General features: G+C 59.0%; 15 protein-coding genes. 10 read left to right on the top strand and 5 right to left on the bottom strand.

Annotated elements, in window-relative coordinates:
* Positions 1 to 984: 984 nt before the first annotated feature.
* A complete protein-coding gene (locus NJLHNGOC_RS04820; protein ID WP_113595459.1) occupies positions 985 to 1878 on the bottom strand; it encodes an alpha/beta fold hydrolase in 894 nt (297 codons plus the stop codon).
* Between the two features lie 310 nt (positions 1879 to 2188).
* The gene (locus tag NJLHNGOC_RS04815) at positions 2189 to 2650 is read right to left on the bottom strand and encodes a YbaK/EbsC family protein (RefSeq protein WP_113595366.1); all 462 of its coding nucleotides are present in this window, start codon (positions 2648 to 2650) and stop codon (positions 2189 to 2191) included.
* 163 nt (positions 2651 to 2813) lie between these two features.
* Between NJLHNGOC_RS04815 and NJLHNGOC_RS04810 the strand changes: the two genes are divergently transcribed.
* The 10 genes from NJLHNGOC_RS04810 (at position 2814) to NJLHNGOC_RS04765 (ending at position 15208) form a co-directional block, all read left to right on the top strand.
* Positions 2814 to 3971: an aldo/keto reductase gene (locus NJLHNGOC_RS04810; protein ID WP_113595365.1), complete on the top strand. Its 1158-nt coding sequence runs from the start codon at positions 2814 to 2816 to the stop codon at positions 3969 to 3971.
* Between the two features lie 385 nt (positions 3972 to 4356).
* A complete protein-coding gene (locus NJLHNGOC_RS04805) occupies positions 4357 to 5856 on the top strand; it encodes a carbohydrate porin (protein WP_113595364.1) in 1500 nt (499 codons plus the stop codon).
* A 98-nt stretch (positions 5857 to 5954) separates the two neighbouring features.
* Positions 5955 to 7454, top strand: a complete 1500-nt coding sequence (glpK, locus tag NJLHNGOC_RS04800) for a glycerol kinase GlpK (RefSeq protein WP_113595458.1) — start codon at positions 5955 to 5957, stop codon at positions 7452 to 7454.
* A 35-nt stretch (positions 7455 to 7489) separates the two neighbouring features.
* Positions 7490 to 8329, top strand: coding sequence for an MIP/aquaporin family protein (locus NJLHNGOC_RS04795; RefSeq protein WP_113595363.1), 840 nt, complete (start codon positions 7490 to 7492; stop codon positions 8327 to 8329).
* A gap of 100 nt (positions 8330 to 8429) precedes the next feature.
* Positions 8430 to 10058 carry an FGGY-family carbohydrate kinase gene (locus NJLHNGOC_RS04790; RefSeq protein WP_113595362.1) on the top strand — a complete coding sequence of 543 codons (1629 nt, stop codon included), beginning with the start codon at positions 8430 to 8432 and terminating at the stop codon, positions 10056 to 10058.
* Between the two features lie 143 nt (positions 10059 to 10201).
* Positions 10202 to 11488 carry an ABC transporter substrate-binding protein gene (locus tag NJLHNGOC_RS04785; protein ID WP_239021340.1) on the top strand — a complete coding sequence of 429 codons (1287 nt, stop codon included), beginning with the start codon at positions 10202 to 10204 and terminating at the stop codon, positions 11486 to 11488.
* A 41-nt stretch (positions 11489 to 11529) separates the two neighbouring features.
* On the top strand, positions 11530 to 12420 hold the full coding sequence (locus tag NJLHNGOC_RS04780) for a carbohydrate ABC transporter permease (protein ID WP_113595457.1): 891 nt from the start codon (positions 11530 to 11532) through the stop codon (positions 12418 to 12420).
* A 1-nt stretch (position 12421) separates the two neighbouring features.
* Positions 12422 to 13249, top strand: a complete 828-nt coding sequence (locus tag NJLHNGOC_RS04775; RefSeq protein ID WP_113595360.1) for a carbohydrate ABC transporter permease — start codon at positions 12422 to 12424, stop codon at positions 13247 to 13249.
* A gap of 44 nt (positions 13250 to 13293) precedes the next feature.
* Positions 13294 to 14403, top strand: a complete 1110-nt coding sequence (locus NJLHNGOC_RS04770; RefSeq protein ID WP_113595359.1) for an ABC transporter ATP-binding protein — start codon at positions 13294 to 13296, stop codon at positions 14401 to 14403.
* 31 nt (positions 14404 to 14434) lie between these two features.
* Positions 14435 to 15208, top strand: a complete 774-nt coding sequence (locus NJLHNGOC_RS04765; protein WP_113595358.1) for an SDR family NAD(P)-dependent oxidoreductase — start codon at positions 14435 to 14437, stop codon at positions 15206 to 15208.
* Between the two features lie 262 nt (positions 15209 to 15470).
* Here the strand turns inward: NJLHNGOC_RS04765 and NJLHNGOC_RS04755 are convergent, their stop codons facing one another.
* Genes NJLHNGOC_RS04755 through NJLHNGOC_RS04745 form a run of 3 tightly spaced genes read right to left on the bottom strand, consistent with a single transcriptional unit; the run spans position 15471 to position 16905 of the window.
* Positions 15471 to 16079, bottom strand: a complete 609-nt coding sequence (locus NJLHNGOC_RS04755; RefSeq protein ID WP_113595357.1) for a prepilin-type N-terminal cleavage/methylation domain-containing protein — start codon at positions 16077 to 16079, stop codon at positions 15471 to 15473.
* Positions 16076 to 16495: a PulJ/GspJ family protein gene (locus NJLHNGOC_RS04750; RefSeq protein WP_113595356.1), complete on the bottom strand. Its 420-nt coding sequence runs from the start codon at positions 16493 to 16495 to the stop codon at positions 16076 to 16078. The genes NJLHNGOC_RS04755 and NJLHNGOC_RS04750 overlap by 4 nt, the downstream gene beginning before the upstream one ends.
* The gene (locus NJLHNGOC_RS04745; protein WP_165837844.1) at positions 16492 to 16905 is read right to left on the bottom strand and encodes a prepilin-type N-terminal cleavage/methylation domain-containing protein; all 414 of its coding nucleotides are present in this window, start codon (positions 16903 to 16905) and stop codon (positions 16492 to 16494) included. The genes NJLHNGOC_RS04750 and NJLHNGOC_RS04745 overlap by 4 nt, the downstream gene beginning before the upstream one ends.

Below are 16905 nucleotides of genomic sequence, written 5' to 3'. Positions count from 1 at the left end.
AGCCTCTTTCTCGCCATGTGACGNTGCCGGCGTTCTTGTGGCTCTGCTGCCCGGCCTTGACATGCTGTTCATGGCTACCACCCTGATTTGTCATTTTTCCATTCCTTTTTTCTGATCTGAGACGATCGTTCATCCGACCGCTCCATGACAAACCATCCGGCCCGAACGCAGTTTCAAACAGCCAAAGAAAAATATAATATTTTTGGAAATATAAAAGAAACCATGCAGTCCATATATTATATTACTAAATTTACATTGAATGATTTCAATTCATAAATATCACGATGCCATTAAAGATGTAAGTCAATATAATTTCCACGAAAGATGGACATATCTGACATCCACGAAGGGGCATGAAAAGAATTCTTCCGGAGTATGTCACCAGTATTTACATGCAATGGCATGCGTTCATTCTTTTATATATTTTGAAGCAATACAGGAACGCCTGAAGACATTATGTATGAAATTTTATAAAAAGTCCTGAAATTAATTAAGAAAAATCTATACATCCTTATTTTCTTGACATCAAAAATAAAAATCAATGATGAAAAATTATTAATAGCCGAATGGTGTCCGAAAGAAATTTTTATGAGTTCGTTTTGGCATGCACCCGCACAGCTGACGCTCTTCTGATATCTAGAATTCTGTAATGGTATAGAAAAAACCTTGCACCAGCGCAAATGATTTCAGATTCCCTGCGTGTGTGTTGCCAACAGATCAATGGATAACGTCATATCCTTCGGTCAGCCACCATCGATCTCATTTCTGGGCCGGTTTTCAGGAATGGCCTGATCTGACTGACACGAAACAAGGGATCACCCCCACAGACATTATCGAATGTAATTACGGCCGACCATATCGGTCCTTCGCCCACAATGAATCCCTTCACATCAGGGAATATCGGTTCCAGACAACCGTAAGAATCAGGAAAACGACCAATATAACGCCCATCAATAATCAGAACCCTGACAGAATTCGCAGCTTTCAGAGAAAGGAATCAAGCCTGCGCAACAGTTCTTCAGGTGCTTCCTCCTGCGGGCTGTGACCGCAGTCGATCGCATATCCCTGCACGTCCTTTGCTTTTTCACGCCATGTCTCAACAACGTCATAGAGCGCCCCCACTGTGCCACGTGCGCCCCAAAGTGCCAGTAACGGTGCCTCGATACGCCTGTCGGCATCGGCCGTGTCATGAAGCAGGTCAATGCCGGCCGCCGCACGATAATCCTCGCACGCGGCATGACGCATCGCCGGATCGGCATAACATCGACGATATTCCGCCATGACGCGGGGATCGACCGATCCCGGTATCCTGATCTGCCCCGCGATATGATTTTCCAGAAAGAAATCCGGATCTCCACCAATCAGCTTTTCCGGCAACGGATAAGGCTGGATCAGGAAGAACCACCAGAAATAACGCCGGGCAAACTCCATGTCCGTCCGGACATACATGGTGGCCGTCGGCGCAATATCGATCAGCACCAGCTTTTCCACCACCTGTGGCGCATCCAGGGCCATGCGATGCGCCACCCGTCCACCCCGGTCATGTCCGATGACGCGAAACCGCCCGAAGCCAAGCGCCTTCATGACGCCAACCTGATCGGCGGCCATGGCGCGTTTGGAATAATTGACGTGATCCGGGCCACCTTCTGGCCTGGCGCTATCGCCATAGCCCCGCAGGTCCGTTGCCACCACGGTAAAGTGTTTCGCCAGTGCCGGTGCAATCCTGTGCCATGTCAGGTGCATCTGCGGATGACCATGCAGCAGGAGCAGCGGCGGCCCGTCCCCACCTGTCGCGGTCCGGATACGTACGCCATTGACCGCGATATCCTGCCATCTGAAACCGGGTAGCAGTTCCGGGAATTCCCTGATTTTGGTCATCATCGCACCTGTATCTGTCCGGTGACCGGCAGCATAAAGGGAGACGGTATCAGGAAATCCGTTTCAGCCCGCGATAAAGACCTGTTGATTACCGATCAGCCTCCACGGGCGTGGCCGCATAAACGGTCTGCGGCTTCGTCCGATCCATGCGGTCGGCAAAATATCGAAACCACGGGCCTGAAGAATCATCATGGCGTATGGGGAAAAAAGATGCTCCCACATATTATCCAGCAGAGTACCATCCACACCCCGACGCTGCCATCATTGGATGGCAAGCATGGACGCAATCGCATCCCTCAGAAATCCCACGTCACCGCTGACTGACATCGACCCATTCCGCACCAACAAGTTCCGCAAGTCGCGCCGGTGTCAGGCACACGGAACTGTTCCGGTCGCCGGCTGCGGGCCAGACCACGTCAAATGCGCGTAATGAGGCATCACAGAACACCCGCACCGGCTGCGGCAGCCCAAATGGGCATACGCCACCCACCGGATGACTGGTCAGTTCAAGCACCTCGTCCGCAGGAAGCATGCGGGGCCGGTTCCCGAATATGTCCTTCGTCCTGCGATTATCCAGTCGTCCCGTTCCCGCCATGACGACCAGAATCCGCTCATCCCCCACTTTCAGCGCCAGCGTCTTGGCGATTTGCCCTTCCTGCACCCCCAGCGCCTGGGCCGCTTCCGCGACCGTCGCCGTGCTGTCCGTCAGTACCACGGGTTCGATGTCGGGTGCGTGAACCTCGAAAAATGCCTGCACGGACTCCCGGCTCATGCCTGTCTCCTTCCGATGTTGGAAAACTGTTTTCAGGTTGGACGATTACACATCACACGTCTGGCGAAAACAATCATGGACAGGATGACAATCAGGCGCGGGCGATAGCGAACCCTCATCAATCAAAAGCATTAAGAACCAGGCCATATCATGTGAGGACGCGATGACAGCCACCCGACGCAATCTTCTCGCCCTTTCCGCCCTGGGCGGTGCCGCGGTCATGATGTCGCGACCGGGGCAGGCCCAGGATGCGCAGCATGCCGGGGACGTCACACCGACCATGGGTCGCGTGACCCGCGATACGCTCCCGCTGAACACGGCGCAGCCGGGCCAGCGGTTCCGCCCCCCGACACGCCTTGGCATCGGCGGGGTCCCGATTGGCAACGGCTTTGCGGCGGGCACGGATGAAGATGCCGAAGCGGCTCTGGAAGCAGCCTGGGCTTCGGGCGTGCGTTATTTCGATACATCGCCCTGGTATGGCCTTGGCCTGAGCGAGCGGCGTTTCGGGCATTTCCTCCATACGCGGCCACGGGATGAATTCGTGCTGTCAACCAAGGTCGGTCGCCTGCTGACAGCAGCCCCCAAGCCGCCTGATGGCACGATGTGGCACGACCCGTCCCCTTTTGCCTATCGCTATGACTATACCGCAGACGGGGTCCGGCGATCGATAGAGGACAGCCTGCAGAGACTGGGCATTTCGCGGATCGACATCGTCTATATCCATGACCTGTCGCCTGAAAACAGGGATATGGGTGATCGGTGGACAACCTATTTCGATCAGGCCGCCAAAGGCGCAATTCCGGCCCTGACCAGAATGCGCGAGGAAGGACTCATCAAGGCCTGGGGTCTTGGGGTGAACACACCGCAGGCGGTCCTGCGCACCATTGAAATCGGTGATCCCGACATTGTCCTGCTGGCAACGCAGTATTCCATCCTGCGACATGATGAGGCACTGGCACACACATTGCCGGCCCTCGCGCCACACGGCATTTCGGTTGTGGTCGGGGCTCCCCTGAATGCGGGTTATGCGGCCGGTCGCAACCGTTACGATTATCAGGGCACAATTCCATCCGGGATGGCCCATAAGCGTGCTGAGATGGAGGCCATCGTCAAGCGACACGGGATCGACCTGCGCACGGCGGCGCTGCAGTTCGCGGCGGCACATCCGGCTGTCGCAGCCGTCATTCCGGGCGCGCGCAATGCCGCGCAGATGCAGGCCAATGCACGATCCATGGAGGTCTCGATCCCATCCGCGCTGTGGGATGAACTCAAACAGAAAAAGCTGATCGCACAGGCGGCTCCAGTCCCCGTTCCGTTGTAGGGAAGGTTGAAACGGAGCCGCCAGGGCATGTCATCAGTTGATGCTGATAATCGAAGAAATAAGCCGGACAGCAGCAAGGATGGCTGATGTCGTCGCATGTTGCGCTGCCCCTGAACGAGGGTTCCATAAAACATCGGGATACGGGGCCTATCGCTGGCCTCCCGAGGGATCAACTCCGTATTGGCTGCATAAAATTATTCTGAATACGATATAAAATTACTTTATGGAGTTAAAATATCTGAAATATTACAAATACAGGATACATAAATTATTCACGAACTTGTGTTATTTATGAATTAAATCTTTCCCATCCGTGAACCGATACACATCCTGTTCCAGACAGCCAACCCCGTGGCGCAGATCGCCCGGGAAGGGAGAGCAGACAATGTGTGTCATCACGACATGCGCCAAGAACGAGAATAAGTCTGCAATAACATGGAATAACTTTCCCACCCTCATCAGGCTTCTGGCCGTTATGGTGGGAATGCTGTTCGCCAGTTGCACGCTCACTTCCGAAGTATTGGCCCAGACAGAAACCGCCAAGACCACCTTTACGACCCATTACGAACCCGCCGCCTTTCCCATGACCGAATCAGGACAGGTGGCGATCGGTCCCCTCGTGCCGATGCTGACCGCCACGCCCCACCTGTTCGGGAACTGGGGCGGGATACAGCCGTGGCTGACGCAACGGGGCATTTTCCTCAATGTTACCATCAACGAAGAATATATGGGCAACATTACCGGCGGCAAACAGCGTGCCAACGTACTGGCCGGTCAGGTCGCAGCGGCGCTGGACATCGACTGGCAACGTCTTGCAGGGGTTCCGTCCTTCTGGACCCATATGCTGGTCATCAATGGACACGGCAACAGCCTTTCCAACGCCATAGGCGATTCAGTGACCAATCCTGAAGAGATATATGGCGCGCGCGGCAACGTGGTTGCCCATTTGGTGGACATGTATGCCGACAAGGGATTCCTGCGCGACCGCATCATCCTTTCGGTCGGTGTCATACCAACAGGCAGTTTTTTCAATCAGGACTACCTTGCCTGTTCGTTCATGAACGTATCGGTGTGCGGCAATCCCGCACCATCCAAATACGTGCCGGGCGGACGGGACTGGCCTTCGGGCAACCTGGGGGCGGTCCTGCGGGTGCGGCCGACATTGCGGACCTATATCATGGGCGGCATCTTCGCCGTCAGCCCCCATGCCTATAACGGCGGCATATCGGGCTGGGCGCTGGGGCAGGACGGGCTGGGAAAGCTTTCGTCCCAGGTCGAAATCGGCTGGAGCCCCTCCTTCGGCAGGCATCATCTGCTGGGGCACTACAAGATCGGATACTGGTATGACAACTCCCGCTATCCCAACCTGTTTTCTGACATAAACGGCAATTCGTTTCAGGCGACAGGCCTGCCGCGCCGGTATGAAGCCGGCATGAATGCGGCGTGGCTCATGTTCAACCAGATGATCCACCGCAGCGGAGATGGGCTGGCGAACGGCCTGATCGTCATCGGTGGCGTTGATTACACACAGGGTAACGAGGTGGCCATGCGGGATCATGAATGGATCGGCCTGCTGCAAAGCGGCACCCCCTGGGGCCGCCCGCTGGATCAGATAGGCGCCATGTTCCAGTATATGGAAATGAGCCATACCGTGGCCCTGCAGCAGGAATCCTCGCTTGCGCTTGGCCTGCCCTACCTGCCCAACCAGTGGGGCGCCGTTTACGGCATACAGAGCCATGAAAACGTGTGGGAAGCCTTCTACAGCATCCATGTCGCCCGTGGCACGGCCTTCCAGCCCGATTTCCAGTACCTGCAGCGCCCCGGGGCCACAACGACCTTCCACGATGCGGCGGTAATCGGGTTCCAGTTCACCACCAATCTCTGAACGGTCAGCGGCAGGCATCCTGAATGCCTGCGGGCACGATAATCTTTCCGGGATTGTGGAACATTGTTGCGAAACACAAGAACAAAAAGGAATGCAGCATGACGGAATATGTGGGCGCGATAGACCAGGGCACAACCAGTTCCCGGTTCATGATATTCGACCGGAAGGGAACGATCGTTTCCGTCGCGCAAAAGGAACACCGCCAGATCTATCCCCATCCGGGCTGGGTTGAACATGATCCGATAGAAATTCTTGAAAATACCAATGAAATGATTGGCGCCGCCATGGCGCGGGCCAATCTGGGCGCAGACAGCCTGGTATCGGTCGGGATCACTAACCAGCGTGAAACCGCCGTCCTGTGGGACAGGACAACGGGCCAGCCCCTTCATAACGCCATCGTATGGCAGGATACCCGCGTGGACCAACTGGTCCACGAATATGGCCGCGACGGGGGGCAGGACCGTTTTCGCGCCATTACGGGTCTGCCGCTGGCAAGCTATTTCGCGGGCCTGAAACTGCGCTGGCTGCTTGATAACGTGGAAGGCGCGCGCCAGAAAGCCGAAACCGGGCAGGCGCTGTTCGGCACGATCGACAGCTGGCTTTCATGGAACCTGACAGGGGGCACCAGGGGCGGCATCCACATTACCGACGTGACCAATGCCTCACGCACCCAGCTGATGAACCTGAAAACCTGCGCGTGGGATGAGGACATGCTCAAGGCATTTTCCATTCCCCCCGCCTGCCTGCCCCGCATCGTGCCCTCGTCACAGGTGTATGGCACGATCACGATCCCCAGCCTGCAGGGCACGAAACTTGCCGGCATTCTGGGGGACCAGCAGGCAGCCCTGGTCGGGCAGACCTGTTTTTCACCGGGGGAGGCCAAAAACACCTATGGCACCGGTTCGTTCCTGCTGATGAACACCGGCACCGATCCGGTCCAGTCAAAGGCAGGACTGCTGACAACGGTGGCCTACCAGTTCGGCACGGAAGAACCCCGTTACGCGCTGGAGGGATCCATCGCCATTACGGGCGCGCTGGTACAGTGGCTGCGCGATAACCTGAAGCTGTTTGACCTGGCGACACAGATCGAACCGCTGGCCCGCAGCGTGGCGGACAATGGTGGCATTTACATCGTGCCCGCGTTTTCCGGCCTGTATGCCCCTTACTGGAAGGAGAACGCCCGTGGGGTCATTGTGGGACTGACCCGTTATGTCACGCGGGCGCACTTCGCACGCGCAACGCTGGAGGCAACGGCCTATCAGGTGCGCGATGTCGTCGCGGCCATGGAGGCGGACAGCGGCATCGTGCTGAGCAGCCTGAAAACGGATGGCGGCATGGTGGCGAACGAACTGCTCATGCAGTTTCAGGCCGATATCCTCAATGTTCCGGTCGTGCGGCCAAAGGTGGTGGAAACAACCGCACTGGGCGCGGCCTATGCCGCAGGTCTGGCCGTGGGGTACTGGGAAAACATCGATGACCTGCGCGCCAACTGGGAAGTGGATCGCACCTGGCAGCCCACAATGCCGCCAGAGCAGCGTAACCGCTACCTCGCATGGTGGAAAAAGGCAGTACAGAAATCCTTTGACTGGGCCGAATAATCCGGCTCCGGCTCAATACATAAGGAAACAGGCCAATGAATCGGGAATTCCTGGGCGAGCTTATTTCCGAAGCTCTTGCCGTATTCATCATCATCGCTTTTGGTGATTCAGTGGCGGCGATGTACCTCCTCTATGACCCAAGCCCTTACCTGCATGCCTACTGGGGCGTATGTATCGTATGGGGGCTGGGGGTCACCGTTGCCATCTATGCCACCGGGTCGGTTTCGGGCACGCATGCCAACCCGGCGGTCACGCTGGCGCTGGCGACCTACCGCGCCTTTCCGTGGAAAAAGGTGGTCCCCTACTGGGTCGCGCAGATCGTCGGCGGCTTTCTGGGGGCGGCGCTGGTTTACGCGCTGTATTACCCCGTCATCAACCATTTCAATGACCTGCACCAGATGACCCGCACAGGTGGCGGCGGGATGGGGGTGTTCTTTACCGCGCCCGCGCCGGGCATAACCATATGGCACGCCTTCAGCGATGAAATCATCCTGACCGCCATACTGGTATTCGGCATTTTTGCCATTACCGAACAGTATAACGAAATGGCACCAGGCGCCAATTTCGGCGCGCTGATCATAGGTTTTCTGGTCGCGGCCATTGGCGCCTCCATGGGATATCTCGAGGCATGGGCCATCAACCCGGCCCGTGACCTGGGACCACGGATGTTCGCCTATATTGCAGGCTGGCATGCATCCGCCCTTCCCGCAGCGGGTCATTACTGGTGGGTTCCCGTTGCCGGTCCGCTGATTGGCGGCCTGCTGGGGGCAACGGCCTATGAGTACCTGATCTACCCCTTCCTGCCCGCGCAACTGCGCGCGCAGAAGGCCCTGCAGAGCAAAATCGTGGAGGAGACAATCATCATAGGAAAATGAGGTCCCTCTCCCGTGCATCCTTCCCTCCGGCAATGGGAGGGCAGGATTTCCATGGGCAGAGCGGATCCGCCACCCCAACACAAAGAAACGGGCCAAGCAGATGGATGTCGTCATCGGCATTGATGTCGGAACAGGCAGCGCACGTGCCGGCGTTTTCACACTGGACGGCCACAAGCTGGGCGCGGGCAGCACGCCAACCCGCACGTGGCAGCCACGCGCCAGTTACATGCAACAGTCCTCCGGTGATATCTGGCGCGCGGTGTGCTACAGCGTTGCCATCGCCATGCCCATGGCACGGGATACGGCCGGGGAGGCGCTGGATGTGCGTGGCATCGGGTTTGATGCCACCTGCTCGCTGGTGGTGGTCGGGCCTGATGGACAGCCACTTTCCATCGATGCGGATGGCGCGCCGGAACAGGACGTGATCCTGTGGATGGATCACCGCGCCATGGCCGAGGCCGCGGAGATCAATGCAGGCCATCACGATGTGCTACGTTACGTGGGCGGCGTGATTTCGCCCGAGATGGAAACACCAAAGCTGTTATGGCTCAAACGCCATCTGCCCGATGTGTTCGCGCGCGCCGCCCTTTTCCTTGACCTGCCGGATTACCTGACCTGGCGCGCAACCGGGGCAAGTTCACGCTCACGCTGTTCAACCGTGTGCAAATGGACCTACCTTGCCCACGAAAACCGTTGGGATGACGGCTATTTCCGGGCCATCGGTCTTGGCGTACTGGCCGATGAGGGCTACCGCCGTATCGGCACGGACATCAGGCCTCTTGGAGGGTGTGTCGGACATGGGCTCGATGCGCGGGCGGCCGTGGAACTTGGCCTTCCGGCAGGCACGCCTGTCGCGGTTTCCGCCATCGATGCGCATGCGGGTGGCATCGGCATGATGGGCGGCACGGTTGATGGCGAACCACCCGCGTTCGACCGGCGTCTGGCGCTGATTGGTGGTACATCGAGCTGCCATATGGCTGTCTCCTCCCAACCGCGCTTCGTGGCCGGTGTGTGGGGGCCCTATCGCGATGCCATGCTGCCCGACATGTGGCTGAATGAAGCGGGCCAGTCGGCCACCGGCAGCCTGATTGACTTCATCATCACGACCCATCCCGCCACACCGGCATTGCGCCGGCAGGCCGAAAACGAAGGCAGGACGATCTATCAGGTCCTGAACGACCTGCTTGGCGCATCCGAAGGCAACGGGCCTGCCGGCGCGCTGACGGAAGACCTGCACGTCATACCGGATTTCCATGGCAACCGTTCCCCCCATGCCGACCCGACACTGCGCGGCATGATCAGCGGGCTTGGCCTGAGTGCCACGGCGCATGATCTGGCGTTACTGTACCTGGCGACAATACAGGCCCTGGCCTATGGCACGCGCGACATCGTGGCGGTGCTGAACGGACAGGGCTATGCGATCGATACGATCATCGCGACCGGTGGGGGAACGAAAAACCCCGTTTTCGTGCGTGAACACGCCAATGCCACCGGCTGTCGCATCCTGTTGCCCGAAGAACCTGATTCCGTGCTGCTGGGCAGTGCGATACTGGCGGCGGTGGCGGCGGGGGCATATCCCACGATCAGGGAGGCCATGACCGCCATGACGCGCATCCGCGCGGAAATACGGCCATCTGTCCACAGTGCCGATTTTCATGCCAGGAAATTCGGGGTCTTTACCCGGATGTATGCCGATCAGGTCCGCTACAGGCAGATCATGAACAAATAAGGCTGCCGTCAGGGGAACCCGGACGTTTCCGTGGCGCTTTACAGAAAAATCCAGGCGCCGGACATACAGGTCAAATACCGCTAAAAAAACCAAAAAAATCAATAAAGGGTATTTCGATGGCGACTTTCAGGATACTTGCCTGCATGACCGTTGTCGGCATGCTGCTGACCGGTGGTGCCCGGGCGGCCAGCACGCTGACGATTGCCACCGTCAATAATGGCGACATGATCATCATGAAACAGTTGTCGGGGGAGTTCGAGAAAACCCACCCCGATATTCACCTGAACTGGGTCACGCTGGAGGAAAATGTCCTGCGCCAGCGCGTGACGACCGATATCGCAACCCATGCGGGACAGTTCGATATCCTGACCATTGGTAATTATGAAGTTCCAATCTGGGCAAAGCAGGGATGGCTGGCCGAACTCAAACCCGGTGCCGATTACGATGTGGATGATATCGTGCCCTCCGTGCGCGCCGGGCTGAGCGTGGATTCCAGGCTGTATGCCCTGCCGTTCTATGCGGAAAGCGTCATGACCTATTACCGGACCGACCTGTTCCAGAAGGCCGGGCTGACCATGCCGCAGCACCCCACCTATGACCAGATCCGCACCTATGCCGACAGGATCACCGACAGGGACAGCCAGACCTACGGGCTGTGCCTGCGCGGCAAGCCGGGATGGGGGGAGAACATGGCCTATGTCTCCTCGCTGGTGAATACGTTCGGCGGGCAATGGTTCGGCGAAGGATGGAAGCCGATGCTCGACACGCCGGAGTGGAAGGCGGCGCTTCAGTGGTATGTATCGGCCATGAAGGCCGACGGCCCGCCCGGGGCGACATCGAACGGCTTTAATGAAAACCTGGCCCTGTTCGCCAGCGGACATTGCGGCATATGGGTTGATTCGACCGTTGCGGGCGGCCTGCTGTTTGACCCCAAGCAGTCGCATGTGGCGGATCGGGTCGGTTTTGCCGCCGCTCCCACCGGTCCGTACGGCAAGGGGCCGACATGGCTGTGGAGCTGGAACCTTGCCATCCCCGCATCCTCCCGCCATGCCGATGATGCACGCCTCTTCATCGAATGGGCGACGTCCAAAGCCTATGTCCAGCTTGTGGCGCAGCATGAAGGCTGGGTGGCGGTACCGGCAGGAACCCGTGTATCCACCTATAACAATCCGGATTACCAGAAGGCCGCCCCGTTCGCCTCATTCGTCCATACCGCCATCGACACGGCCAACCCCAATGGACAGACGAAACAGCCCCGTCCCTATGGCGGCGCGCAGTTTGTCGGTATCGCCCCTTTCCAGGCCATCGGCACGCAGGTCGGCCAGACCATCGCGGCAACGCTGTCGGGACAGATGACGGTGGAACAGGCACTGGGTGCGGCACAGGCATCCGTGACACGGACCATGCGCCAGTCCGGTTACCTGCACTGATGGAGGCGAACATGGACAGAACGGCAGTACATCCGCCCCTGATGGTTCATCCCGCAGGCGGCGCTGCCCACGGTCGGCGCGTCCGGGGCTTCGTATTGCAGTCGCCCGCCATCATCCTGCTGCTGGTGTGGTCGGTGGTACCGCTGCTGATGACGCTGTGGTATTCGGTGCGCAATTACAATCTGGTGGACCCGACCCAGCAGGGCTTCGCCGGCCTCAACAATTACTGGTACCTGCTGACCGACCCGGATTTCATGACATCGCTGAAGAACACGGCCATCCTGGTGGGCGGCGTGCTGGCGATATCGGTGGGATTGGGAACATTGCTGGCGGTTCTGTATAACGAGGAATTCGCAGGGCGCGGCATTGCGCGCATCCTGGTCATCTCCCCGTTCTTCGTGATGCCCACGGTTGCCGCACTGCTGTGGAAGAACCTCATGCTTCACCCGATCTATGGCGTGTATTCCGCCATGATGCGGGCCGTGGGGCTTACGCCCATTGACTGGCTGTCACGCTATCCCCTGGCAACGCTGGTGATGATCGTGACATGGGAATGGCTGCCCTTTGCGACCCTGATCCTGCTGACCGCCATCCAGTCGCTTGATACGGAACAGAAGGAAGCCGCGCGCATGGATGGCGCGGGCATGGTGGCGCAGTTCATCAACATCACCCTGCCCCACCTGTCGCGTGCGATTACTGTCGTGATCATGATCGAGACGATCTTCCTACTGACCGTATTTGCCGAAATCTCGGTCACCACGGCGGGCGGGCCTGGCGTTGCCTCCACCAACCTCGCCTTCCTCATCTATTCACGCGCCCTGCTGCAATTCGATGTGGGCGGGGCCTCGACCGGCGGGGTCATCGCCATTGTCGTCGCCAACGTCGTGGCCGCCTTTCTGCTGCGCGCCGTGGCCCGCAACCTGGAGACCTGAGATGGCAAGAAACAGCACACGCCTGCGCCATGCCGCAACCGGCATCCTGGCCTGGGCCATCGCATTATGGATGTTCTTCCCGATCCTGTGGATGTTCCTGAGTGGGTTCAAGAGTGAACCGGATGCCATCTCAACCCCACCGCATCTGTTCTTCAGCCCCACATTTTCAAGCTATCGGGATGTCTTCGCGCGGGAGGATTACTGGCATTTCGCCACCAACAGCATCGTGATTTCGGTCATGGCAACATTGGTGGCCCTGCTTGTATCCATTCCCGCCGCCTATGCCATGGCGTTTCTGCCGGGGCCGCGCACGCGCCTGACCCTTTTGTGGATGCTGTCCACGCGCATGCTGCCTTCAGTCGGGGTGCTGGTACCGATCTACCTGCTGGCACGCGCCACCGGCCTGCTGGACAGCCGAACGGGGCTGATCCTGATCTACATGCTGACCAACCTGCCGATTACGGTGTGGATGCTCTATACCTTCTTTCGGGAAGTGCCAGTTCCCATACTCGAAGCCGGGCGGATGGACGGGGCGACACGCTGGCAGGAAGTCACGCAGGTGCTGATGCCGCTGGCGCTGCCGGGCATTGCCTCGACCGGGCTGCTTTCCCTGATCCTGTGCTGGAATGAAACGTTCTGGTCACTGAACCTGACCTCCTCCGTCGCGGCACCGCTGACGACATTCATTGCCTCCTTCTCCTCACCCGAAGGACTGTTTTTCGCCAAACTATCCGCCGCCTCCACGCTGGCGGTGGCGCCCATCATGGTCTTTGGCTGGGCCAGCCAGAAACAGCTTGTGCGCGGCCTGACATTCGGGGCGGTGAAATAGGGCCTGCGGGCCTGTAACCGGTGCAACAGCCAGAGGAACATGCCATGGCGACCGTGGAACTGCGTAACCTGCGCAAGACCTATCTGTCTGAAGAAATCATCAAGGGCGTCTCGCTGGTCATTGCCGAGCGGGAGTTCGTCGTCTTTGTCGGCCCCTCGGGGTGTGGCAAATCCACCCTGCTGCGCATGATCGCGGGACTGGAAGACATAAGCGCGGGTGACCTGCTGATCGACGGGCAGCGGGGGAACGACACCGAACCCGCGCGGCGCGGGGTTGCGATGGTCTTTCAGTCCTATGCGCTGTATCCGCACATGAATGTCTATCGCAACATGGAGTTTTCCCTCCGGCTTGCCGGCATGCCCGAGGCCGAGCGGCGGCAGCGGATCGGTGACGTGGCGCGCATCCTGCAGCTTGAACCCTATCTTGATCACAAGCCGGGCCAGCTTTCGGGCGGCCAGCGGCAGCGCGTTGCGATCGGACGTGCGATCGTGCGCAATCCCAAGGTCTTTCTGTTCGATGAACCGCTGTCCAATCTCGATGCCGCCCTGCGCGGGCAGATGCGCGTGGAACTGGCCAGCCTGCACCGGCGACTGGGGGCAACCACGATCTATGTCACCCATGACCAGGTGGAGGCCATGACCATGGCCGACAGGATCGTGGTCCTCAACAGGGGTGTTGTGGAACAGATAGGCACCCCGCTGGAACTCTATCACCGGCCCCACAACCTGTTTGTCGCACGTTTCATGGGATCGCCCCCCATGAACCTGCTGCCCGCGACGATCAATTCCCGTGCCCCCGACGGAAGCGTGCAGGTGCGGGCGGGAACGATCAGCGTTTCCATCCCCACCCGACAGGCCGGGCCGGAGTCTGGTACGGCCGCCACGCTGGGCATACGGCCTGAACATATCCTGATTGACCCGAAAGGGACAGTACAGGGCATGGTCGAGGTCAGCGAGCGGCTGGGCGCGGTCACCCTGCTGCATGTGCGCCTGCCTGACGGGCAGATGATTGTCGTGCAGACAGGCGGGGACAATACCAACCGCGCCGATACCCCCTTGCGCATGACGTTCGAGGAAGAACACTGCCACCTGTTTGACGCAAAAGGCATGGCGCTGCCCCGCAAGGTGGACCATCCCCTGCTGTCAGACGCATGATAAACGGCTTTCCCGTTCAGGATACAGGCATATGTACACGGAAAAACTCCGCCTTGACGGGCGCGTCGCGGTTGTAACCGGCGGCGCGCAGAATATTGGTCTGGCCTGCGCTATGGCGCTGGCGGAATTTGGTGCCAGCGTCGTCATTGCCGATCGTGATACCGCACTGGCGGCACACGCCGTGAGCGAACTGGCGGCACAGGGGCTGAATGTATCGGCCGTGGAACTTGACGTGACCGACACGACGCAGGTGAATGCCTGCGCCGCACATGTCAGGGACGGGAAAGGACATGTCGATATCCTGGTCTGCAGCGCCGGGATCTGCATTTCCGAAGTCCCGGCCGAGAACATGACGGATGAGCAGTGGCTGAAACAGGTTGATATCAACCTCAACGGCATTTTCCGCTGCTGCCGGGCATTTGGCCGCATCATGCTGGGACAGGGTCAGGGCGCGATCGTAAATATCGGGTCCATGTCAGGCCAGATCGTCAACCGCCCACAGGAACAGGCGGCCTATAACGCATCAAAGGCGGCGGTGCATCAATATACACGCTCCCTCGCGGCGGAATGGGCCACGCGCGGCGTGCGTGTGAATGCGGTGGCCCCCACCTATATCGACACGACCCTGACCCGCTTTGGCATGGATAATCCGCGCCTGTATGCCGCATGGCTCGATGGCACCCCCATGCACCGCGTAGGACAACCCGACGAGGTCGCCTCGGTCGTGCAGTTTCTGGCATCGGATGCAGCCAGCCTGATGACCGGGGCAATTGTCAATGTCGATGCCGGGTTTACCGTATGGTAGATTACCGAAGGGGGCTGGAGTGATTTCCTGCCCCCTGACGTATGCGGGCCAGGGCCTGTCAGGCCTTGATGCTGTCTGCTGTAGCAGCGATGAGGATGACGGAAAGGAAGGATGAGGCTGTCTTCTTGTATCGGATAGCGACAGCCCGCCATTCCCTGAGGCTTGCCCATAGGTTTTCGGAGCGTCTTTCCACTGCACTCCGTTACGGGTCACATACACAATCCCGCCCGGAACATGAGGAACCACACTGGGTATATTCGAATCAGTTACCCGGATTGCGTACCAACGCAACAACGATATCAGGCCATATCCGCTTTTCCTGATCGGGCAGTACGATATGGATGCGGACAAGATCGGGAAGTCCATCCGCTGCCCATTCCGCCAGCCATTGTCCATGTGCAAAATAGCTGATTTCCATATCCGAAATCGGAGATAGCAAAACCGCCTTTTGCGGCGCATCCGGCAATCCCCGTGGCATGACATGCCGATGGGGCAGCCACGATAAAAGCAGCACGTCCCCTTCGCGGGTCAGACGGACATCCGCCAGACGATCGGCAGACGCCATTGCCGCCCCTTCGGGCAGGCGGGTACGAAAAACCATGCCATGATGGGTGCCCGTCAACGTGCGGGTGTCCAGACTGCTGCCGGGATCGGCCTGTTCGATCATCGGTCTCAACAGTCCGTCAAGATTGATCAGGCGCTCGCTTTCCCCGATGGACCGATGCTGCCGTTCGAACACCGTTACGCCAAAATACGTTCCCTGCCCCAGCATGGCCAGCAAAACGCCGAATATGACCAGAACAACCAGCAGTTCCAGTAAGGTAAAGCCTGCATCGGATACAGGCCCATCATATCGGCCGCGACGGATCATGGTCCGCCCCCGGCCGCCCCGCCAATACGCATTGTGCGCAGCACGATCATGCGCGGATTATCCTCATCCGCCTGCGTTGTCCGGCCTTCACCGCGCGACCACGTTTCCCTGACCTCCACGGAATAGAGCGTCAGGCGTCCCGCGCTCTGGACCGGGGCGATGCGCAGCTGCCAGCGAAAACCATGGCCGTCATCGCCTTCCTGCACCGTAGCCGCCACAGCCAGCCCATGCCCCACGACCGCCAGATGGGACTGGGCACGCGACAGGGCCTCGGACGCGCGATCGGCAACCCATGCGTTGCGCCACCCTCCCGTGCCCGTGTCAAACAGGACACCCAGCGCAAGGGCGGCAATGACAAACGCAACCATGACCTCCAGCAGGGTAAAACCCGCGTCACGCCCTGCGCGCGCCATCATGGAACATTCTCACGCACCGTCACGCTCCCCGTCAGGGCATTGGCGGCCAGCGTGATCCGCCGCCTGCCCCGGAACAGCGTGATCGTACGCCCCGTCACACTCCCGTCGGGATGGAATACAAGGGTGACATTATCCGCCAGCATGACGCCATATGGCAGCGCATGATATGGCCTGCCCTCCATGCCGTACCATCCCTGTGCGGCATTGGTCGTAAAGATGACCGGATGGGCCATGACAATGGCGGTCATGCGTCCATCACGTAAGCCTGCCGCCATCCCCTGTGCCGCAACGCGCAGTTCCAGCGTGGGGGAACGCATGGGGCCACGGGACAGGATCACCATACCGACCAGCCCCAGCACGGCCAGCACCACAACCATTTCGATAAGGGTGAACCCCTCCGCACTTTTCAC

The organism is Novacetimonas cocois (genome assembly GCF_003311635.1).
Classification (GTDB): domain Bacteria; phylum Pseudomonadota; class Alphaproteobacteria; order Acetobacterales; family Acetobacteraceae; genus Novacetimonas; species Novacetimonas cocois.
Note: the sequence above shows the minus strand (reverse complement) of the source record. Positions and strands in the feature narration are given on the sequence as shown.